Origin of the sequence: Microbacterium sp., assembly GCF_031988965.1 — a bacterium.
GTDB lineage: Bacteria > Actinomycetota > Actinomycetes > Actinomycetales > Microbacteriaceae > Microbacterium.
The window spans coordinates 1-20,383 of the sequence record NZ_DALZXX010000044.1; the positions used below are offsets into that span (position 1 = coordinate 1).

Consider the following 20,383-nt stretch of genomic DNA (forward strand, 5'->3'; position numbering starts at 1 on the left):
CCACCGTCGACCGAGACCGAGACCGATGCCGAGGCCGTGCCGGTCGCGCCGCCGGGCAGCCCGAACCCTCCGTGCCAGCGCCCGCCCTCGTGGTGCGCGATGCGCACCCGGATGACGCCCTCGGCCGGCGACGAGAGCGTGGTGGTCAGCACCGGGCGGTTGAGGGTGTCGCCCCGGGATGTGATCGTCTTGGTCGGCGCGGTGATGACGATGCCCCGTCCGTCGGGGGTGTCGCTGGTCTCGGCGATATCGTGGGCCTCCTGCGCGTACAGGGCGGTGACGCCCGGACGCAGCTGCCAGAATCCGTCGGTGAACTTCATTACTTGACTGCTCCTGCCGTGATGCCGCGCGTGAGTGTGCGCTGGAAGATGAGGAAGAAGATGAGCGTGGGGATGATGCCCAGGAGCGCGGAGGCGCTCGTGGTGGTGACGTCCATCAGACGATCGCCCTGCAGCACGCTGATCGCGACGGGGACCGTCTGGTTGGCGTTCGAGGCGAGGAACGTCAGCGGGATGAGGAACTCGTTCCACGTCCAGATGAAGAAGAAGATGAGCAGCACCGACAGGGTCGGCCGACTGATCGGGAACACCACGCGCCAGAGGATCTGCCAGCGGCTCGCTCCGTCGAGCGACGCCGCCTCGAGCACCTCCTTCGGGAACGTGCCGTAGACCGACGACAGCAGGTAGGTGCCGAAGGCCGCCTGGATCACGGTGAAGACGATGATGACCGACCACACGTTGTCGTAGAGGCCGACGGATTTGAACATGTAGTAGAGCGGGTAGAGCAGCGCCTCCTGCGGGAGCAGGTTCGCCAGCAGGAACAGCAGCACGATCCAGCTGCGGCCGCGCACACGTCCGATGCCGATGGCGAAGGCGTTGAGCATCGAGATGCCCACCGCGAGAACCGAGACGATCCCGGCGATGAAGATCGAGTTCCAGACCTTCTCGGGGAAGTTCACTCGCTCCCAGAACTTGATGATGCCGCCGAAGTCGAGCTGCTCGGGGAAGGCGAGCGGACCCGAGGTCGCGTAGTCGACCGGCGACTTGAACGAGTTCACGAGCACCAGGTAGAACGGCGCGATCACGAGCAGCGCGCCGATGACGACGAGCGCGAGCATCAGCCAGTCGACGGGCCGCTTCTTCGTCATGCCGCCGCGCGGGCGGGACTTCGACGGCTTACCGGTGACGATGGCGGTGGTGGCGTGCATCACAGACCCGCCCTTTCCTTGCGTTCGAGCGAGTTCTGGACGCGGATGAAGATGATCGAGACGATGACCACGACGATCGTCAGCACGGTCGCGATCGTCGCGCCGTAGCCGACGTTCCGCTTCGTGAAGAACTCCTGATAGGCGTAGTACGCGGGAACCAGGGTGGAGCCGGCGGGGCCGCCGCGCGTGATGATGTAGACCGGGCCGAAGACCTTCAGCGCGGCGATCGTGCAGGTCAGCGTGACGACGAAGATCTCCGGGCGGATGATGCTCATGGTGATCGCCGAGAAGCGCTGGAACCAGTTGGCTCCGTCGAGCTCGGCCGCCTCGTACAACTCGGGGTCGACCCGCTGCAGAGCCGCCATGAAGACGACGACCGGATAGCCGAGCTGCACCCAGACCATCACGACCATCAGCACGATCAGTGCCGAGGGCATCTGCCCGAGCCAGTCGTAGGCCGGGATGCCGAACGCGCCGAGGATCTGGTTCAGTGCGCCGTCACCGCCCGGCCGCACGATCCAGCCGATCACGATGCCGGCGACGGCGATCGGGAGGATCTGGGGAAGGTAGTAGGTCGCTCGCAGGAAGCTGCCCACCTTGCCGCCGAACTTGCGTCCGACGACGTCGAAGAGCAGAGCGGCGACCATGAGGCCGACGATCGTGGGGACCACGACCATGGCGATGATCATCCACACGGAGTTGGTGAACGACGTCCAGAAGTCGCCGTCGGTGAGGATCCTCTGCCAGTTCTCGAGCCCGATGAACTCCGGAGTGCGCACGCCCTTCCACTTCGTGAAGGTGAGGTACACGTTCCAGACGAGCGGGACGATCACGACGACGAGCAGGAGCACGAAGCCCGGAAGCAGGTACATCCAGTAGGCGCCGGTTCCTCCGCTGCGCTGCGGGATCGACGGCTCTTCGGGCGGCAGCTTCGTGCGGCCCTCACGGCGGGTGGCGAGTGACATGTTCATCTCCAGGAGGATGCGGGGGCGACGCCGTTCGGTCGCCGCCCCCGCGAGTGGATCAACGGAATTCCGCGGTGCCCTCGTCGTACTGCTCGCCGAGGTTCTCGTTCGTGGTCTCGGCGTCCTGCGTGCCGGTGATCAGACCCTGCAGCTCCTGCACGATCACGTCGTAGAAGCCGGGTGCGGGCCAGTCCGGGTAGAACGAGAGTCCGTCTGCCTCGAGGACGCCGTTGAACGTCTCGATCAGAGCCGCGCTCTTCTCGTCGGTGATGTCGGCCGTCTCGGCAGCGACCGGCAGGCCGCCGTTGTTGCCGATGATCGCCTGGATCTCGGGGCGCATCGTGATGTCGATGAACTCGTAGGCGAGTTCCTTGTTCGCGGCGTTCTCGGGCACGACCCACAGGTTGCCCGAGGAGCCGAGCGACAGGTCGGCGCCCGGGAAGGCGTCCAGCGTCCAGTCGAAGTCCGTGGCCTCGGCCACGAATCGGCCGAACCACCAGGAACCGGACACGAAGATCGGCGAGGTGCCGTTGATGAACGAGACACCGGCGTCCTCTGCCTTCACCGAGGAGACGTCCGACGCGATGTAGCCCTTGTCGACGTAGTCCTTCAGAGTCTCGGACGCTGCGGTGACCTCCGGGCCCTGCCAGTCGACCTCGCCGTCGTACAGCTGGTACGAGTCGACGAACCCGCGGTCGCCCGCGTTCAGCGCGAGCTGATACCAGAGCTGCCCGAGCGGGTACTCGGCACCGGCCTCGGCGAGCGGGGTGATTCCCTGGGCCACAAATGCGTCGAGGACGTCGACGAACTCGTCGTAGGTGGTCGGGATCTCGAGCCCTGCAGCCGCGAAGGCGTCCTTGTTGTAGTAGACGCCGACGAACTCGCCGTAGTTCGGAATGCCGAACCAGGTGTCGCCGCCCATGACGCCGTCTTCGGAGTACTTGGCCGTGGTCTGCAGCGAGGGCGCGAGCTTGTCGTCCCAGCCGTACTCCTCCACGGCGTCCGAGATGTCCGAGATCAGACCGGTCGAGGCGAGGAATCCCGCGGTCGCGTTGCCCTTGTTGAACTCCATGAGATCTGGCGCGGCGTCGGTGTCGAGGACCTGGCTCGCCGTCTTCTGGATCTGTTCGAACGACTTCTCCTCGAATTCGACTTTGGCGCCGGTCTCCTCTTCGAAGATCGCGATCGCCTCGGCCCAGGCCTTGCCCATCGCGCTGTCGGCGCCCTCGTAGTGCCAGAGCTTGAGCGTCTGCCCGTCACCTCCGTCGTCGGAGGATCCGGCGGTGCAGCCGCTCAGTGCGATTCCCGTCGCCGTCAGCGCGGCCACAGCCGCCAGCGTCTTCGTCCTGCGGATGTTGCGTGCCATCGTCGGCACTCCTTTCTGATTGGCCGTGAGGCCGGACACATCGGTGGGTCGTTCGTTCTTCAGTTGTCACGCGACATCATCGAAGCGTTTCGACGATGCGGATGCGTGTGCGTATCTCCGTCCGCGGTCACTCCCTCGCGGGGATGACCGATCCGGCGGAGTGGTACTCGGGTGGGGTGAGATGGATGCGCGGTGCGGTGCCGGGGTGGTCGAGATGCTGCTCGGCGAGCTCCACCGCCAGTTCGCAGGACCGCTGTGGGATCAGGGGAATCGTGTCGACGGGGACCGCGAGAGCGGACGTGTCGAACGATGCCGCTGCGGACACGACCGAGACGTCGCGCCCCACGCGGAGTCCGTGTGAGTCGAGCGTCCGCAGCAGCACGTCGTGGACGTCGCCCACCGCGTGCACGATGAACGCACGGTCGCCGCGCTCCAGGGCCGACTCGACCGCCGCTCGAACCGCATTCGGGTCTGTCGTCGAGACCCCGGTGGTCGCCCACTCGAGAGCGAGTCCTCGCGCGGCGGCGCGCTCGCGCACGCCCTGCAGCAGGCGTCGCGGGAAGTTCGACTTGCGGTACGAGACCTCCGTCTGCCCGAGCAGCGTGACACTCGTGTGGCCGGCGTCCGCGATCCGGTCGACGGCGACGCTCCCGGCCGACTCGAAGTCGAGGTCCACGCAGGTCAGGCCCGTGGGGTCGTCGGGGATGCCGATGAACACGGTGGGGGTGCGCACGCTGCGGGCGATGGCGGCTCGTTCGTCGTCGGGGGCCACGTCGAGGACGAGGATGGCGTCGACCAGTCGGCTCGCGGCCACGCGGTTCATGCCGTCGGAGGTCTGCTCATCGGTGAGGAGCAGGATGTCGTAGCCGCGGCGACGTGCGGCGACCGCGGTGGCGAGGACGAACGCCATGTGCGTGGGGGCATGCGTGTCGGCGCGCAGAGGTTCGGTGAGGGCGAAGATGTGGGTGCGGCGGCCCGCGAGCATGCGGGCGCCCGCATCCGGTTCGTAGCCGAGGTCGTGGACCGCGCCTTCGATGCGGAGCCGCGTCTTCTCGGAGACGGGACGCTTGCCGCTCAGTGCGTAGGACACGGTGCTGATCGACACACCGGCGGCCTTCGCCACCTCGTGGATCGTCACCATGCTGACTCCATCGTCGCTCGTGTCCTGAATTCATCGAAGCGTTTCGCTAACGCCTCAGAAGCGATGATAGACACGGATCCCCGCATGGCGCAACCCTTTTGTGGTGTATCGCAACAAAAAGGAGACGACGGGCTGTGGGAGCGTTCCCGCAAAATGACCGGACAGGGCGACGGGGCCTCGATGGGGGAGGGGATTCGAGACCCCGCCGCCGGCCTAGGACGTGACGCGGATCTCTGCGATGACCTCGGAGTACTCGGTCTCGCCGACAGGGGTGAATCCGACACGGAGGAAGAAGGCCTCGGGGCCGTCCTCGCCCGCCTCGTAGATGACGTTCACGTGGTCGACGCCGCGCGCGCGTGCCTCTTCCATGAGCTGCTCGACGGCGAAGCGGCCGACTCCCTTGCCCTGGTCGTCGGCATCGACGTTGATCCGCCACAGGACGGAGCGGAAGTGATCTTCCGGGGCCTCGGGATCGAAGTTCGCGCTGACGAACCCGACGACCTGGTCGCCGTCGAGGACGACGCGCTGCCACGAGGTCAGGGGGTTGATGACGGTCGCCGCGATGCCGTAGGACACCGGAGCGAGGAACTGCTCCTGTCCGGGCTTGAGCGACAGGTTGTTCACGGCGACGATCGTCGCAGCGGAGAGTTCGACCATGCGCAGTTCGGACATAGTCACAGGCTAGCCCCTCCGCTGGCTCCCCGACGAGAAAGGTCGACTTTCGTCAGGGGTCCCGGTGTGAGGAATACCGGAAGTCGATACGGGTCCGACCTCCCGGCGGACATGCGCCGGGAGCGCCTCAGGTATCTTGGTATCGAGACAAATATGCCCTCGCGAACGGAGAACCTCCTGGTGACCGACGACGCCATCATCTACACCTACACGGACGAGGCTCCGGCTCTCGCCACGGCTTCCTTCCTGCCGATCATCAAGGCCTACACGGGTCAGGCGGGTATCGAGGTCGAGACCCGCGACATCTCGCTCGGAGGACGCATCCTCGCCGCGTTCCCGCAGAAGCTCACCCCGGAGCAGCAGGTCGGCGACTCGCTCGCCGAGCTCGGCGGACTCGCCACGCTGCCCGAGGCGAACATCATCAAGCTGCCGAACATCTCGGCATCCATCCCGCAGCTCAAGGGCGCGATCGCCGAGCTGCAGTCGCAGGGCTACGACATCCCCGACTTCCCGGACGAGCCGTCCTCTCTCGAGGAGAAGGACGTCCGCGCGCGCTACGACCGCATCAAGGGATCCGCGGTCAACCCGGTGCTCCGCGAGGGCAACAGCGACCGTCGTGCACCGCTGGCCGTGAAGAACTACGCCAAGAAGCACCCGCACCGCAACAAGCCCTTCGCCGAGGGCTCGAAGACCCGCGTGGCCACACTCGGCCACGACGACTTCAAGCACAACGAGCGCTCCTGGGTCGCCGCCCACGACGACGTGCTGAGCTTCCGCCACACAGCCGCAGACGGCACCGTGACGGTTCTCAAGGAGGGGCTGAAGGTCCTGCCGCGCGAGATCATCGATGCCACCTTCCTCTCGGCCGCGCACCTCGACGCCTTCCTCGCGGAGACGCTCGAGACGGCGAAGAACGACGACATCCTCTACTCGGTGCACCTCAAGGCCACGATGATGAAGGTCAGCGACCCGATCATCTTCGGCCACGTCGTGCGTGCGTTCTTCTCGGACGTGTTCGCGCAGTACGGCGACAAGCTCGCTGCCGCCGGTCTGAGCGCGAACGACGGTCTCGGCTCGATCCTCGCAGGTCTGGGCGACGTCGCCGGTGGCGATGAGATCGCGGCCGCGTTCGACAGGGCGATCGCCGAGGGGCCGCGCCTCTCGTACGTGAACTCCGACAAGGGCACCACGAACCTGCACGTCCCGAGCGACGTGATCGTCGACGCCTCGATGCCCGCGCTCGTGCGCAACGGCGGCAAGCTCTGGGGCAAGGACGGCGGCGAGGCCGACACGCTCGCGGTCATCCCCGACTCCTCCTACGCGAGTGTCTACCAGGCCGTCATCGACGATGTGATCGCGAACGGTCCGCTCGACCCCGCCACGATCGGCACCGTGCCGAACGTGGGTCTGATGGCGCAGGCCGCCGAGGAGTACGGCAGCCACGACAAGACGTTCGAGATCGCCGCCGCGGGCACCGTCCAGGTGCTCGACAGCGAGGGAACGGTGCTGATCGAGCACGAGGTCGGCGCCGGAGACATCTGGCGTGCCACGCAGACCAAGCACATCCCCGTCATGGACTGGGTCAGGCTGGCCGTCTCGCGCGCTCGCGCCACGGGAGACCCCGCGGTGTTCTGGCTCGACGCCAACCGCTCGCACGATGCGCAGATCATCGCCAAGGTGCACCAGGGTCTCGCGACCCTCGACACCAAGGGCCTCACGATCACGATCCTCGCCCCCGAAGAGGCCACGCGCTACACGCTCGCGCGCATGCGTCACGGCCTCGACACCATCTCGGTGACGGGCAACGTGCTGCGCGACTACCTCACCGACCTGTTCCCGATCCTCGAGGTCGGCACGAGCGCCAAGATGCTCTCGATCGTGCCGCTGCTCGCGGGCGGTGGCCTGTTCGAGACCGGCGCCGGCGGCTCGGCTCCTAAGCACGTGCAGCAGCTCGTCGAGCAGAACTACCTGCGCTGGGACTCGCTGGGCGAGTTCTTCGCGCTCGCCGCGTCGCTCGAGCACTTCGCCGACCGCACCGGCAACGAGAAGGCGCGCGTCCTCGCCGAGACGCTGGATGCGGCGACGGGAACGTTCCTCGAAGAGGACCGTTCGCCGGGCCGCGCACTCGGCACGATCGACAACCGCGGCAGCCACTTCTACCTCGGCCTGTACTGGGCGCAGGAGCTGGCGAACCAGACGAAGGATGCCGAGCTCGCAGCGGCATTCGCTCCGATCGCGGCCACGCTCGACGAGAACGAGGAGAAGATCGTCTCCGAGCTCAACGCCGTGCAGGGCAAGGCCGTCGAGATCGGCGGGTACTACCGTCCCGACGACGCGCTCGTCACGGCCGTCATGCGCCCGTCCGCGACGCTGAACGGCATCGTCGACGCCCTGGTGTGACCGATACGAGAAGAGGCCGGATGCGTGAGCATCCGGCCTCTTCTCGTATCCCGATGCGGCGAAGACCGCGCGACGGTCTCGCCTCGAGCGGGCGTCAGTTGTGGACCGAGACTTCCATCCCGATCGGCGACCAGTCGTACACGAACTTGGCGACGTCGATCGGCATGTTGATGCACCCGTGGCTTCGGGGGTTGCCGAAGTCGTTGTGCCAGTACGTGCCGTGGAAGCCCTCGTCACCGTTGAAGTACGTGACCCAGGGGACGTTCGGCGTCTCGGTGATCGAGCCGTCCGGCTCGCGGCTCTTCATGTTCTGCGAGCGCAGGTGCGCGTACACCGTGAAGTTGCCGACGTCGGTGGGCGTGGCAGCCTTGCCCGACGAGATCGACCACGAGCGCACGACGTTGCCGTTCTCGATGAGCGTGGCCGTCTGCGAGCCGAGGTCGACATCGATGCGGCGCTGCAGGTTCACGGACTCGAAGGGCGTCTCGGAGACCTGGATCGGGAAGACGCCGTTTCCGCTCTCGAGGTTCGATGCCGCCTCTGCGGCGAGGTTCGAGGTGTCTCCGACGGCGCGCCCGGTGACGCCCTCCGTCTCGACGCGCAGGATCTCGCCGGAGGAGTTGACGATGTTCGTCGCGTTGACGGGAGCGCGATCCACGACCCCTGCGAGGCTGTCGACCGTCGACTGGATGGCCGCCGCGTCTGCCGCGATGCGGAGCTCTCCGTCGTCGTCGACGACCGTCAGCCACGTCGACACGGTAGCCGGGTCGACCGGGACGGTGCGCTCTTCACCGATGTAGAACCCGACGGAGCCGAGCATCTCGTTCATCGATGCCGCGAGCGCGGTCGCGTCGTCGTCGGAGACGGCGGGTGCCGCTTCGGAGGGGCCTCCGGGGAACTCCAGGCTCGTACCGCCGTCGGCGACCGCTTGGGCGATCGCCGCGGTCAGGGCATCGACGTCGACGGCTGTTCCGGGTGCGGACGGTGTGATCGTGAAGGCGCCCGCGGCGCCGTCGAAGACGACTCCGGCGTCGACCGGCTCCTCGAAGCTCGACGGCACGGCGTCACGCAGCACGGCGTCGGCCGTGGCGGCGTCGAGTGTGATCTCACCCGGTACCGGATCGCCGGACCAGGATCCGATGTTCCAGAGCGGATGCTCCGCGAAGGCCTGATCGGCGAGGGCTGCGGCGTCGATGGTCGCGCCGAGTTCCGCACCGGTGAGCACGACGTCGTCGCCGGCTCCGGTCAGCGTGATCTCGGTGGTCTCGACGTGGTCGTTGATGACGTCGGCGGCGGCACCGGGGGTGAGCCAGCCGACGGGGATGCCGGCGACGGTCGTTCCGGGTGCGATGAGGATCATCGACGCGGCGCCCGCGCCGAGCGCGACGACCCCGACTCCGAGGCCGATCCACAGCCCGAGACGCTTCTTCTTCGGCGTGGGCTCGATCGGGGCCCACGCGAGTGGAGCATCGCCGTCCTGCGGAGGCGAGGAGTCGGTCGGCGTCTCTGCGCCGTCGCTCTGGGACATGGCGGAGTCGAGACCGTCGCCCGAGGCTGGCGCCTCATTCAGCTTCTCGGTCTTCGCATCCTGTGCTGAGATCAGATCGGTCACGAACTTCACCCCCCGGTTCTCACGTGGCCTGTATATCGCTCAATGGTACGGGATCGGATGTAACGGAGAGGTAAAGGTCGTGATATAGGACGCGCGGAGCGTTCTGCCCTCAGTCGTTGACGATCGCGATCCCGTCGATCTCGACGAGCATCTCCTCGCGCGGAAGACCCGTGAACACCGTGGTGCGCGACGGCAGGACGCCGCTGCTCGTGTGCGCTGTCACGAAGGCGCCGTAGGCCTCGTTCATGATCGGGAAGTCCTCCCGCGTGGTGAGGTACACGCGCAGCATCACGACGTCGTCGAAAGTCGCGCCCGATGCCTCGACGATGGCCTTGACGTTCTCGAGCGTGCGGGTCGTCTGGGCGGCGACATCACCGGGAAAGAGGTACTCGTTCGTCTGCGGGTCGACGGGCCCCTGGCCCGACACCTGCACGAACGGGCCCTTGCGCACGCCCTGCGAGAACGTGTGGGCGGGAGCGGGGGCGGCGTCGGTCGAAACGCGGGTCTTCGCAGTCATACCGACAGCCTAGTAGCCTTGTTAGATGCCTCTACAAATTCCGGATCCCGTCCTCGGCACCTGGGCGAAGGGGTTCTCGGCGAAAGCCGACGGTCTCCGTCTCTCCGAGGTCGCGGGGGCGGGGTTGCACCTGTCGGACATGTCCACTCCCGTGCTCACGGTGCACGAGGCCGCTCTCTCCCACAACGAGGCGACGGTCTTCTCCTGGGCGGCCGAACAGGGTGTCCTGCTCGCACCGCACGGCAAGACGACCATGTCTCCCGCTCTGTGGCAGGGCCTTCTCGACGCCGGGGCATGGGGCATCTCGGTGGCCACACCGTGGCAGGCGGAGGTCGCGATCGAGGCCGGCGTCGCCACCGTTCTGATCGCCAACGGTCTCACCGATGTCGACGCGGCGCGGAGGCTCGGTGCACTGCTCGTGGCGAAGCCGGATCTGCGCGTGCTCTGCTGGGCCGATTCGGTCGCCACGGTCGACATCCTGTCGGCGGCCCACATCGATCAGTCCCGCCCGCTCGATGTGCTCGTCGAGCTCGGCGGCGTCGGCGGACGCACCGGCGCGCGCACCGTGGAGGAAGGCGAGCGGATCGCTCGGGCGATCTCCGCCGCACCGGGTCTCCGTCTCGCGGGGGTCACCGGGTACGAGGGCCCGTTCGGTCCCGACCGCAGCGACGAGTCGATCGCCGCCGTCGACGCCTACCTGGGCACTCTCGTCGAGCTCCACTCGCGACTCGCCTATGCTGACGCCATCCGTCCCGTGGTGAGCGCCGGGGGGAGTTCGTTCCCCGACCGCGCGGCCGCGGTGCTCGCCCCTCTCGGCGCCCACGGAGTCGACGTCGTGCTGCGGTCAGGTGCCTTCCAGATCCATGACGACGGGTTCTACTCGCGCATGTCGCCGTTCGGCCCGATCACCGGCACGGACTCCCTCCGCTCCGCCATGCACGCCTGGTCGCGCGTCGTCTCGCAGCCCGAGCCGGGACTCGCGCTCCTCGATGCCGGGCGTCGCGACGTTCCGTTCGACCTCGACCTCCCCGTTCCGCAGTCGGTAAGCGGCGAGATCACTGCGCTCAACGACCAGCATGCGTTCCTGCAGCTGGCGGACGGCGTGGAGGTGCGTCCGGGCGACGTCGTGCGCCTCGGGCTGTCGCACCCGTGCACGGCATTCGACAAGTGGCGGGTCGTCGCAGTCATCGACGACCCGGATGCGATCGACCCCCGAGTGATCGGAGCGGTGGCCACATGCTTCTGAGCACCGAGAAGCCGGTGCGGGTCTATCGTGGCGCCACCGTCGTGGACGGCACCGGGGCAGATCGATTCCAGGCCGACGTCGCGATCGAGGGCGATCGCATCGTGGCGGTGGTCGGCAGGGACGATACGACCGAGCTGCACCTTCCCGAGGACGCCGTCGAGGTCGACGCCGCCGGACTCGTCCTCGCGCCCGGCTTCATCGACATGCACGCCCACAGCGACCTCGCCGTGCTGCAGGGTGCCACGCACGACGCGAAGATTCGCCAGGGCGTGACCACCGAGGTGCTCGGTCAGGACGGCCTCGGCTACGCACCGCTCGACGAGGCCGCGGCATCCGTGATCCCGGCGCAGATCGCGGGATGGAACGGGATGCCGGCTGACGCTCCCTGGCGCACGATGGACGACCTTCTGTCCGCGATCGACGAGGCCACCGTCGCCAACACGGCGATCCTGGTGCCGCAGGGCAACCTGCGGATGATCGTGATCGGGCACGAGAACCGCACGGCGACGATCGACGAGATCGCCGCGATGTCGGCGCTCCTCGCGACGTCTCTCGACGCCGGCGCGTTCGGGATGTCGAGTGGTCTCACGTACACCCCAGGGATGTACGCCGACGTCGCCGAGCTCGAGGCCCTCTGCCGGGTCGTGGCCGAGCGAGGGGGATACTGGGCGCCGCATACGCGCAGCTACGGCGGAGCCGCGCTCGACGCGTACCGTGAGGCACTGGACATCGGCCGGCGCACCGGCTGCCCGGTGCATCTCACGCACGCGACCATGAACTTCGCGCCCAACCGCGGACGGGCGGATGAGTTGCTCGCCCTGATCGATGAGGCGCTCGCGGACGGTGTCGATGTCACTCTCGACACGTATCCCTACCTGCCCGGCGCGACGACCCTCGCTGCGCTGCTGCCCAGCCGTCTCTCGGAGAGCGGCGACCTCATCGGCACGATCGTCGCGCTCGACGACGCGCAGCGCGAGCAGGTGCGCATCGAGCTCGAGGTCATCGGGTGCGACGGCTTCCACGGCGAACCCGCAGACTGGGACACGATCCAGATCGCGGGCACCGGGGATCCTGCTCTGACGGGCCTCGTGGGTCGCACCGTCGCCGAGATCGCGACCTCTTCGCGGCGTCGCGCGGTGGACGTCGTGCTCGACACGATCGTCGCGGACGCGGGGGCCACGAGCATCCTGATGCACATCGGGGACGAACAGAATGTGCGCGCCATCATGCGCCACCCGCGCCACTGCGGTGGCAGCGACGGGATCCTGATCGGAACCCGACCGCATCCGCGTGGGCGTGGCACCTTCCCGCGCTATCTCGGCACCTATGCGCGCGAGCTCGGCATCCTCACCCTCGAAGAGGCCGTGCGGCATCTGTCGGGAACTCCCGCCCATCGACTCGGGCTGGACAGGGGGGATGCGCCGCGAGGGGTGATCCGTGCCGGAGCGACGGCTGACCTGGTGCTGTTCGACCCCTCGACCGTCGATGCGGGCGCCACCTTCGAGAGTCCCCACGAGCCGCCGGTCGGCATCGTGGACGTGCTCGTCGGAGGCGTGCCCGTCGTGGTCGACGGCGCGGTCACGGGTGCCACTCCCGGCCGAGCGCTGCGGATGCCGCCGGCACCGCACCGGTCCACGGTGCCCTTCATCGAATCGACGATCGACCCCGCTGCCGAGGCGTTCGACTGGACGGAGCGCACCCCGATCCTGGCGTCCGCCGAGCTCGAGGCAACGGCCTCGCGGCTTCGTGGGAATCCTGACGAGGCGGATGCGGCGGCCCCTCCGATCCGGATCCGGATCGATCCCGCGGTCGGGCAGGAGTCGTTCGCCCGCGACCGCGTGAGCGAGGAGGCCTTCCGCATCACCGTGACGGCTCACGGCATCGACGTCGTCGGAGCGACGCCCGTGGGAGTGTTCCGCGCGGCGACGGTGCTCCGCCAGTTCCGAGCGCCCGGCGAGTCCGACCATCGCATTCCCTCGGGGATCTGGCAGGGAGCCCCGGCGTTCGCATGGCGGGGTGTGATGCTCGATGTCGCGAGGCATTTCCGTCCTGCCGACGACGTGCGTCGATTGATCGATCTGCTCGCCGACCATCACCTCAGCGTGCTGCACCTGCATCTGACCGATGATCAGGGCTGGCGCTTCGCCGTGCCCGGGTATCCACGTCTCACCGAGGTCGCGGCACGTCGCGAAGCCACGCAGCGCGGCCACGGCCCCCAGGCGACCGTCGAGCCCGGTGTCCACGAGGGGCATTACACCGATGCCGAGATCCGCGATCTCGTCGCCTACGGTGCGGAGCGGTTCGTCACGCTGGTCCCCGAGGTAGAGCTGCCGGGACACATCCAGGCGGCGCTCGCCGCCTACCCGGAGCTCGGGAACACCGACGCCGGTGAGCCGATCACGGCGCCGTGGGAACGCTTCGGGGTGAACCCTCGCACGCTCGCGCCGACCGACGCAGCCCTCGACTTCGGCAGGGCGGCGATCGACGCGCTGTGCGCGCTCTTCGACTCGCCATGGATCGGTATCGGGGGCGACGAGGTGCCTGTGAGCGAGTGGGAGCGGAGCGAGGCGGCGCAGCGGCGGATGCGCGAGCTCGGACTCGCCACGCCGCACGACGTGCAGCCGTGGTTCACCGCCCGATTCGTCGAGCACGTGCGCTCGCGGGGGCGCTCCGCGCTGGCGTGGGACGAGGTGCTGGAGGGCGAGGTTCCCGAGGGCGTGAGCATCCTGGCGTGGCGTGGTCCCGTCGCGATGAGGGAGGCGTTGGACAGGGGGATACCGGTCATCGCGTGCCCCGACCTCGAGGTCTACCTCGACTATCCGCAGTCGGACTCGGCCGAGGAGCCGATCAGGGTGGGGCCTCCGCTGTCGTTGGAGACCGCCTATCGACTGGAGATCGATGAGCGGGCTCAGGGCGGGCAGGCGAACGTGTGGACGGAGCACCTCCCCACCAGGGACCGGGTCGACTTCGCCCTGTTCCCACGGCTCGCGGCGATCGCGGAACGGTTGTGGGACGGGGGAGCGCCTCGCGAGTTCGAGGCCTTCGCGCGACGGATGCCGGTGCACCTGCAGAGGCTTGCCGCGGTGGGTGTGCGGTATCGTCCCCTGAGCGGGCCGTTGCCCGATCAGCGGCGTCCGGGGGTGCCGGGGAAGCCTCTCACCCGCGCCGCGCGGGAGGAGATCGTCGAGGGTCTTGTGGCTCGTCTCATCGATCGGTCCGCGTCGGTACCAGGTACCATCTCTCACTGATGTAACGTTTCGGTAACCCTCCCGGCGCGGCGCCGGACAGGGGTTGCACAATTTTTGTTCGTAAGGTCTACTAACAAACATGTCCGTATCGGATGAACAGCGCCCAACGACGACGCCGGAGTACGCCGGTACGAGTGCTCACGCTTTCGGCCCCGGTCGTCACCTGCGCTCGCGCTCCAAGGTGCTCCCGGAGCACGCGCGCGGACACAATCGGGCGCTCGTCCTGCAGACGCTGTACCACTCCGGAGCCATGAGCCGTGCGGATCTCTCTCGGGAGACGGGACTGACCCGGGTGACGATCTCGGACCTCGTCGCCGAGTTCATCGCCGACGGCATCGTCGTCGAGATGGGGGTGCGCGAGACCGTGGGGCCCGGCAAACCGCCGATCCTCATCGACATCGACCGCATCGGGCACCAGATCATCGGCATCGACCTGTCCGGCCCGCACGCCTTCGTGGGCGCACTCCTCAGTCTCGACGGCGACGTGATCGAACGACGTGAGGTGCCCCGGCCCGACAGCGCCGACGGCGATGCGGCCTACGCGGCGACGCTCGCCCTGGCGCGGGAACTCGTGTCGACCGCGACGCAGCCGATCCTCGGTGTCGGCATCGGCACACCCGGTGTGGTGCGTCCCGACGGCTTCGTCCTGAGCTCACCGAACCTCGGCTGGAGCAACCTGCCGCTGGAGGCGAAGCTCGGAGTCGATCTCGATCTTCCCGTCCTGGTGCGCAACGACGCCAACGCGGCAGTGCTCGCCGAGTACACCTTCGGCGAGGCAAAGGCCGACTTCATGCTCATCCGCATCGGACGCGGTGTCGGTGCGGGGCTCATCACCGGCAGTCAGCCGCTCGTCGGCAGCCGGTTCGCTGCGGGCGAGATCGGACACGTCGTCGTCGGAACCGACGGAGGCCCCCGGTGCGCGTGCGGCAAGGACGGCTGTCTCGAGGCATGGCTCAGCGAGACCCGGCTGCGCCCCGCCATCGAGGCGACGCCCGAGTCGCGCGAGGAGATCCTCCGCGACGCCGGCACGCGGATGGGCATCGCCATCGCCCCGATCGTCGCCGCACTCGACCTGTCGGAGGTCGTGCTGTCGGGGCCTGCCGATCTGCTCGACGGTGTGCTGATCGATGCGGCCGTCGACACACTGCACGCCCGCACCCTCGAGGGCGTGTTCGAAGACGCGCTCATCCGTCGCACCTCGCAGAGCGACATCGTGCTGCGAGGGACCGCTGTCATGGTGCTCTCCGGACAGCTGGGCGTCTCATGACCCGGGTGCACGTCCGCAACGTCTCGCAGGGCGCCGTCCGATGACCCGCGACACCCTCGCCGACCTCACGGGTCGGCCTGTTCGCGTGGGCCTCGACGTCGGCGGCACCAAGATCGATGCCGTCGCAGTGACATCCGATGGCGAGATCATCGTGCGTCGTCGTCGCCCCACAGGCTGGGGCGATGACGCCGTCGTCTCGGGCATCGTCGAAGTCGTGCGGGAGCTCGCGGCGGAGGGCGGGTTCGCGCCCTCGGACGTCGGATCGGTCGGTGTCGGCATCCCCGGGGTCGTCGACTCCGGTACCGGGCGCGTGCTGCACGCGGTGAACCTCGGAGTCGAGTCGCTCGACCTCGCCGACCGGGTCGCCGCGCTGCTCATGGTGCCTGTGCGCGTCGAGAACGACGTCAAGGCCGCAGCGCTCGGCGCCGCCGTGCTGCGAGGCGTGAGCGGGTCGATGGCGTACCTCAATCTCGGCACCGGCGTCGCCGCCGGCATCGTCATCGACGGTGAGATCTGGCGCGGGGCGCGCGGCACCGCGGGCGAGGTGGGTCACCTGTCCGTCGACCCGAACGGTCGTCTGTGCGGATGCGGCCAGCGTGGGTGCATCGAGACCTTCTGCGGAGGCGGCGCGCTCGCTCGGGCGTGGAACCGGCCGGGACCGCTGCCGGTACGCGAGATCCTCGACGCCGCAGAGTCCGGCGATGAACGAGCAGCCGCACTGCGCGCCGACCTCTTCCACGGGGGTGCTGCCGCCGTGAGGGCGCTCGTCCTGTCGGCGGACGTCGAACGCGTGATCATCGGCGGCGGTCTGACCGCGCTCGGCGACCGGCTCTCTGACGGCATCCGCGCGTCCTTGAGCGCGGGAGCGGCGGCCTCGCCCTTCATGCGCTCTCTGCATCTCGACGAACGCATCGAGATCCTCCCCGCCGGCTCGCCTGCGGCCGCCTTCGGCGCCGCGATGGTCGGCGCCACCACCCCTTCGAAGGAGACAGTGTCCCATGGCTGAAGTCGTCATCGTCGAGAACGCCGCCGCGGCAGGCGAGCTGGTCGCCGCCGAGATCGTCGCCCTCATCGAGCGTCGTGCCGACGCGGTGCTCGGCCTGGCCACGGGCTCCACGCCGCTCCCGGTCTACCAGGCGCTGCGTCCGCGACTCGCGGGCCGTGACGTGTCGCAGGTGCGCGGCTTCGCCCTCGACGAGTACGTGGGACTCGACCCGGCCCATGCCGAGAGCTACCGCTCGGTCATCACCCGCGATGTCGTGGAGCCGCTCGGGCTCGACCCGCGACGCATTCACGTGCCGAACGGCGCGGCGGCCACGATCCAGCACGCCGGTGACGACTACGAGGCCGCGATCGACGCGGCAGGCGGGGTCGACCTGCAGATCCTCGGCATCGGGACCGACGGCCACATCGGGTTCAACGAGCCCGGCTCCTCGTTCGCCTCCCGCACTCGGGTGAAGACGCTCACCGAGCAGACCCGCGAAGACAACGCGCGCTTCTTCGATTCGATCGACGACGTGCCGCGGCACTGCATCACTCAGGGCCTCGGCACGATCCTGCGTGCGCGTCACCTGGTTCTGCTCGCTTTCGGTGAGGGAAAGGCCCAGGCCGTCGCCGATGCCGTCGAGGGACCCCTCTCGGCCATCCTGCCCGGGTCCGCGATCCAGCTCCACCCGCACGCGACCGTGGTGGTCGACGAGGCCGCGGCGTCGCGACTGAAGCTCGCCGACTACTACCGGTACACCTTCGCCAACAAGCCCGCCTGGCAGGGGATCTGAGCCCGCTCCGATCAGGCGGTGATCGTCGGCCACGCCAGTGGCAGGAGGTGCTCCACGCTGAGGGGTGCGAGCGGCAGCGTCTCGGCATCCGCCGGCGTGATCCAGCGCAGCTCGGCGAGCTCGGCCTGGGCCACGGGTTCGGCCGCACCGATCGTGACGACGAAAGCATCGGCGACGACCCGGTGATCCGGTTCGTTCGCCGCGGCCGACACGAAGACGCCGAGCGGCTCGAGGTCGGCCGGCGCGAGTTCGAGGCCGAGCTCCTCATGCAGCTCACGGATGAGCGTCTCGGCCGGCGTCTCGCCGGGCTCCGGCTTGCCGCCGGGTTGCATGAAGCGCGTCGTGCCCTGCTTGCGGACCACGAGCACCCGTCGATCCGCGTCGAGGATGACCGCCGCACTCACGTGGATGTCAGGCATCGGAGGCGAAGACCTTTCCGGGGTTGAGGATGCCGAGGGGGTCGAACACCCGCGCGATCTGCCGCTGCAGCTCCCACTGGTCTTCGCCGATCTCGTCAGCCAGCCAGCGACTTTTGAGCGTGCCGATCCCGTGCTCACCCGTGAGCGTGCCGCCGAGAGCGATCGCCGCCCGGAAGAGCTCGTCAGCCGCCTCCCAGACGACGGCGGGTGTCTCAGGCCCCTCGAAGATGAAGTTCGGATGCAGATTCCCGTCGCCCGCATGAGCCACCGTCGGGATCGTGAGAGAGAACTTCTTCTCGATCCGGGCGATCTCGTCGAACATCGCCGGCATCGCACTGCGGGGCACCGAGACGTCTTCGATGAGAGTGGTGCCCAGCGCCGCCATGGCCGGATGCATCGAGCGGCGGATAGCGAGCAACCGCTCACCCTCCTCGCGGTCGTGCGAGACCTGGGTCGCGCCTCCGTGGGCGGTCAGGATGTCGGCGATGGACGCCGCCTCCGTGACAGCGGCAGGGCCGTCCGTCTGGATCGTCAACTGTGCGCTGCCTGCAGAGGGTGCCGGAAGAGCGAGGAGCGCGGAGACGGCGGCCAGGCTTGCGGCATCCATGAGCTCCATGATGGCGGGCTGCGTGCCCGAGGCGGTCACGGCGGCCGATGCCGCCGCCGCTGATCGCACGTCGGGGAACGTCGCCGTGACCGTGCATGTGTGTCCCTCGACCATTCGGCGCAGCTTGAGGGTCGCCGACACGACGACGCCCAGCGTGCCCTCCGAGCCGATCACCAGAGAAGTCAGGTCGAGGCCGGTGACGCCCTTGACGCTGCGGTGTCCGAGGTGGAGCAGGCGTCCGTCCGAGAGCACGAGGTCGAGGCCGAGCACCGCATCTCGGACCACACCGTACTTGGCGCAGAGGAGCCCGCCGGCACCTGTGGCGATGTTGCCGCCCACGGTCGAGATCGCTCGGCTCGCGGGATCGGGTGCCCACCACAGGCCGTGCTCGGCGAGGATCGCGTTGAGGTCGGCGTTGATGATGCCGGGTTCGACGACCGCGAGCAGATCGTCGGCGCGGATCTCGTGGACCGCGACCATGCGGGCCATGGAGAGCACGATCTCACCGGCTCCGCCGTTCGCTGCACCTGCGAGGCCTGTTCCCGCGCCGCGAACCACGACAGGCGTGCGGGTTTCGGTCGCGATGCGCATCACGGCCTGCACATCGGCGACAGACTCGGCGTGCACGATCGCGAGCGGGGTTCCGAGCGCCGCGTGGCCGGACTGATCGGCGCGCGCGCTCTCGAGTGCCGAGGGATCGGTGTCGACGAGGACCCCGAGCGCTGATCTCAGCAGATCGAGAGTGTTCATTCGATGCGACGGCGTCCGCTCACGACGCCGGCGCCGACTGCCACGATGGCGAAGGCGATGCCGATGAGGGGCTGATCCATGAGCCACCAGGCGATCGTCACGCCGACGTAGATGAGGAGCTCGACCGCTGCGCGCAGGAACGGGTGCAGGCGCAGCACCGGACGCGGCGACAGGAAGAGCGCCCACATGAGGATCACGACGACGGGAGCGCCGATGCCGAGGATCACGTTCCAGGGCAGAGGCCAGGTGGCGAAGCCCCACAGGGCGAGTGTGCCGACGGCGATCACCAGGACGATCGAGCGGACGATGTCGAGGGCGGTGAAGGTCGGCCGATCGACGCCGGGAACGGAGGCGGGATCCTGGTGCATGGATCCAGTCTATTCGTCGGACGGAGCCCTCAGAGCGGGGCGGTGGTGGCGTCGACGACCTCGATCGCGGTGTCGTCCGCGGGAGGTGCGATCTCGTCGGCGGGAGGTTCGGTGTCCTCCGTTGGAGGTGCGGTCTCTTCGATGGGCGGGGCGGCTTCCTCCGCCGGAGGTGCGGTCTCGTCGACGGGAGGGACTGTCTCCTCCGTCGGGGGCGCAGTCTCTTCGACCGGCGGCGCCGTTTCCTCAGTGGGAGGTTCGGTCTCTTCAGCCGGGGGCGCGGTCTCCTCGACAGGTGGTGCCGTGTCGTCGACCGGAGGTGTCGTGCCGTCGAGGGGCGGCTCGTCACATCCGTCGAAGGTCGCGTCGAGCGCGCTCAGCGAGATGGCGGAGCCGAGCTCGCCCTGGATCGGGTCGCCGTTCTCGTCGAGACCCGTGTACTGGAACCGCACGGAGGCGTCGAGCACGAGTTGGACGAGTGTGGGGCGGAGATCGATGACACCGGTGCCGCTCGCGTCGAGAGTGGCGCCGGTCGTTCCCGCGGTGCTTCCTCCGAGAAGCGCCTGAACGTCCCACTCCGGTGCGCCCTGAACCTGCACCCGGTAATGGGTGATCGGCAGGAGCCTGTCGTCCTCCCACGTGCAGGTGATCGTCGCGGAGACGACGGACGGAGCGCCCTCCGGAACGACGACGGGGTCGACGGGAGGCTCCACGGGAGTCTCTGGCTCAGCCGGTGTTTCGGGTTCTGCCGGTGTTTCGGGTTCTGCGGGTGTTTCGGGTTCTGCGGGTGTTTCGGGTTCTGCGGGTGTTTCGGGTTCTGCGG

The 20,383-nt window shown here is 68.4% G+C and carries 17 protein-coding genes and 1 pseudogene; 6 read left to right on the forward strand and 12 right to left on the reverse strand.

Going from position 1 to position 20,383, the window contains the following annotated elements; translation table 11 throughout:
- The 6 genes and pseudogenes from RTM68_RS09620 to RTM68_RS09645 form a co-directional block, all read right to left on the reverse strand.
- Positions 1-320 (reverse strand): annotated as a pseudogene (locus RTM68_RS09620) (alpha-xylosidase); the annotation flags it as partial.
- On the reverse strand, positions 320-1,207 hold the full coding sequence (locus RTM68_RS09625; RefSeq protein ID WP_228528490.1) for a carbohydrate ABC transporter permease: 888 nt from the start codon (positions 1,205-1,207) through the stop codon (positions 320-322). The pseudogene RTM68_RS09620 and the gene RTM68_RS09625, both read right to left, overlap by 1 nt.
- Positions 1,207-2,172: a sugar ABC transporter permease gene (locus RTM68_RS09630; protein WP_312170388.1), complete on the reverse strand. Its 966-nt coding sequence runs from the start codon at positions 2,170-2,172 to the stop codon at positions 1,207-1,209. The genes RTM68_RS09625 and RTM68_RS09630 overlap by 1 nt, the downstream gene beginning before the upstream one ends.
- Positions 2,173-2,230: 58 nt before the next feature.
- Positions 2,231-3,538 carry an extracellular solute-binding protein gene (locus RTM68_RS09635; protein ID WP_312170390.1) on the reverse strand — a complete coding sequence of 436 codons (1,308 nt, stop codon included), beginning with the start codon at positions 3,536-3,538 and terminating at the stop codon, positions 2,231-2,233.
- A gap of 127 nt (positions 3,539-3,665) precedes the next feature.
- Positions 3,666-4,679: a LacI family DNA-binding transcriptional regulator gene (locus RTM68_RS09640; protein WP_312170392.1), complete on the reverse strand. Its 1,014-nt coding sequence runs from the start codon at positions 4,677-4,679 to the stop codon at positions 3,666-3,668.
- 213 nt (positions 4,680-4,892) lie between these two features.
- Positions 4,893-5,351 carry a GNAT family N-acetyltransferase gene (locus RTM68_RS09645; RefSeq protein WP_312170394.1) on the reverse strand — a complete coding sequence of 153 codons (459 nt, stop codon included), beginning with the start codon at positions 5,349-5,351 and terminating at the stop codon, positions 4,893-4,895.
- Positions 5,352-5,531: 180 nt separating this feature from the next.
- On the opposite strand from RTM68_RS09645, the gene RTM68_RS09650 reads away from it, so the two are divergent.
- Positions 5,532-7,751 (forward strand): NADP-dependent isocitrate dehydrogenase, encoded by a 2,220-nt coding sequence (locus tag RTM68_RS09650; protein ID WP_312170396.1) that lies wholly within the window; start codon positions 5,532-5,534, stop codon positions 7,749-7,751.
- A gap of 94 nt (positions 7,752-7,845) precedes the next feature.
- Here the strand turns inward: RTM68_RS09650 and RTM68_RS09655 are convergent, their stop codons facing one another.
- Positions 7,846-9,372, reverse strand: coding sequence for a L,D-transpeptidase family protein (locus tag RTM68_RS09655; protein WP_312170397.1), 1,527 nt, complete (start codon positions 9,370-9,372; stop codon positions 7,846-7,848).
- Positions 9,373-9,472: 100 nt separating this feature from the next.
- Positions 9,473-9,880, reverse strand: coding sequence for a RidA family protein (locus RTM68_RS09660; RefSeq protein WP_312170399.1), 408 nt, complete (start codon positions 9,878-9,880; stop codon positions 9,473-9,475).
- 25 nt (positions 9,881-9,905) lie between these two features.
- Between RTM68_RS09660 and RTM68_RS09665 the strand changes: the two genes are divergently transcribed.
- From RTM68_RS09665 to RTM68_RS09685, 5 genes are all read left to right on the forward strand, one after another.
- Positions 9,906-11,126, forward strand: coding sequence for an alanine racemase (locus RTM68_RS09665; protein ID WP_312170401.1), 1,221 nt, complete (start codon positions 9,906-9,908; stop codon positions 11,124-11,126).
- Positions 11,117-14,374, forward strand: a complete 3,258-nt coding sequence (locus RTM68_RS09670) for a family 20 glycosylhydrolase (RefSeq protein WP_312170402.1) — start codon at positions 11,117-11,119, stop codon at positions 14,372-14,374. The genes RTM68_RS09665 and RTM68_RS09670 overlap by 10 nt, the downstream gene beginning before the upstream one ends.
- Before the next feature lie 79 nt (positions 14,375-14,453).
- Entirely contained in the window at positions 14,454-15,641 is a 1,188-nt protein-coding gene (locus tag RTM68_RS09675; protein ID WP_312170403.1) for an ROK family transcriptional regulator, read from the forward strand.
- 40 nt (positions 15,642-15,681) lie between these two features.
- The gene (locus RTM68_RS09680; protein ID WP_312170404.1) at positions 15,682-16,647 is read left to right on the forward strand and encodes an ROK family protein; all 966 of its coding nucleotides are present in this window, start codon (positions 15,682-15,684) and stop codon (positions 16,645-16,647) included.
- Positions 16,640-17,419, forward strand: coding sequence for a glucosamine-6-phosphate deaminase (locus RTM68_RS09685; protein WP_312170405.1), 780 nt, complete (start codon positions 16,640-16,642; stop codon positions 17,417-17,419). Before RTM68_RS09680 ends, RTM68_RS09685 begins: the two co-directional genes overlap by 8 nt.
- A gap of 11 nt (positions 17,420-17,430) precedes the next feature.
- Here the strand turns inward: RTM68_RS09685 and RTM68_RS09690 are convergent, their stop codons facing one another.
- The 4 genes from RTM68_RS09690 to RTM68_RS09705 are packed head-to-tail and all read right to left on the reverse strand — an operon-like array spanning position 17,431 to position 20,273.
- Complete coding sequence (locus tag RTM68_RS09690) at positions 17,431-17,838, reverse strand: NUDIX domain-containing protein (RefSeq protein WP_312170407.1); 408 nt, start codon at positions 17,836-17,838, stop codon at positions 17,431-17,433.
- Positions 17,831-19,195 (reverse strand): FAD-linked oxidase C-terminal domain-containing protein, encoded by a 1,365-nt coding sequence (locus RTM68_RS09695; RefSeq protein WP_312170409.1) that lies wholly within the window; start codon positions 19,193-19,195, stop codon positions 17,831-17,833. The genes RTM68_RS09690 and RTM68_RS09695 overlap by 8 nt, the downstream gene beginning before the upstream one ends.
- A complete protein-coding gene (locus RTM68_RS09700; protein WP_312170410.1) occupies positions 19,192-19,563 on the reverse strand; it encodes a YrdB family protein in 372 nt (123 codons plus the stop codon). Before RTM68_RS09700 ends, RTM68_RS09695 begins: the two co-directional genes overlap by 4 nt.
- Positions 19,564-19,592: 29 nt before the next feature.
- Positions 19,593-20,273, reverse strand: a complete 681-nt coding sequence (locus RTM68_RS09705; RefSeq protein ID WP_312170411.1) for a hypothetical protein — start codon at positions 20,271-20,273, stop codon at positions 19,593-19,595.
- Between the last annotated feature and the right edge of the window lie 110 nt (positions 20,274-20,383).

Excerpts from the sequence above, each read along its gene's own strand:
- RTM68_RS09625 (WP_228528490.1), bottom strand. The coding sequence starts at position 1,207 with ATGCACGCCACCACCGCCATCGTCACCGGTAAGCCGTCGAAGTCCCGC.
- RTM68_RS09630 (WP_312170388.1), bottom strand. The coding sequence starts at position 2,172 with ATGTCACTCGCCACCCGCCGTGAGGGCCGCACGAAGCTGCCGCCCGAA.
- RTM68_RS09635 (WP_312170390.1), bottom strand. The coding sequence starts at position 3,538 with ATGGCACGCAACATCCGCAGGACGAAGACGCTGGCGGCTGTGGCCGCG.
- RTM68_RS09640 (WP_312170392.1), bottom strand. The coding sequence starts at position 4,679 with ATGGTGACGATCCACGAGGTGGCGAAGGCCGCCGGTGTGTCGATCAGC.
- RTM68_RS09645 (WP_312170394.1), bottom strand. The coding sequence starts at position 5,351 with ATGTCCGAACTGCGCATGGTCGAACTCTCCGCTGCGACGATCGTCGCC.
- RTM68_RS09660 (WP_312170399.1), bottom strand. The coding sequence starts at position 9,880 with ATGACTGCGAAGACCCGCGTTTCGACCGACGCCGCCCCCGCTCCCGCC.
- RTM68_RS09665 (WP_312170401.1), top strand. The coding sequence starts at position 9,906 with ATGCCTCTACAAATTCCGGATCCCGTCCTCGGCACCTGGGCGAAGGGG.
- RTM68_RS09670 (WP_312170402.1), top strand. The coding sequence starts at position 11,117 with ATGCTTCTGAGCACCGAGAAGCCGGTGCGGGTCTATCGTGGCGCCACC.
- RTM68_RS09675 (WP_312170403.1), top strand. The coding sequence starts at position 14,454 with ATGTCCGTATCGGATGAACAGCGCCCAACGACGACGCCGGAGTACGCC.
- RTM68_RS09680 (WP_312170404.1), top strand. The coding sequence starts at position 15,682 with ATGACCCGCGACACCCTCGCCGACCTCACGGGTCGGCCTGTTCGCGTG.
- RTM68_RS09685 (WP_312170405.1), top strand. The coding sequence starts at position 16,640 with ATGGCTGAAGTCGTCATCGTCGAGAACGCCGCCGCGGCAGGCGAGCTG.
- RTM68_RS09690 (WP_312170407.1), bottom strand. The coding sequence starts at position 17,838 with ATGCCTGACATCCACGTGAGTGCGGCGGTCATCCTCGACGCGGATCGA.
- RTM68_RS09695 (WP_312170409.1), bottom strand. The coding sequence starts at position 19,195 with ATGAACACTCTCGATCTGCTGAGATCAGCGCTCGGGGTCCTCGTCGAC.
- RTM68_RS09700 (WP_312170410.1), bottom strand. The coding sequence starts at position 19,563 with ATGCACCAGGATCCCGCCTCCGTTCCCGGCGTCGATCGGCCGACCTTC.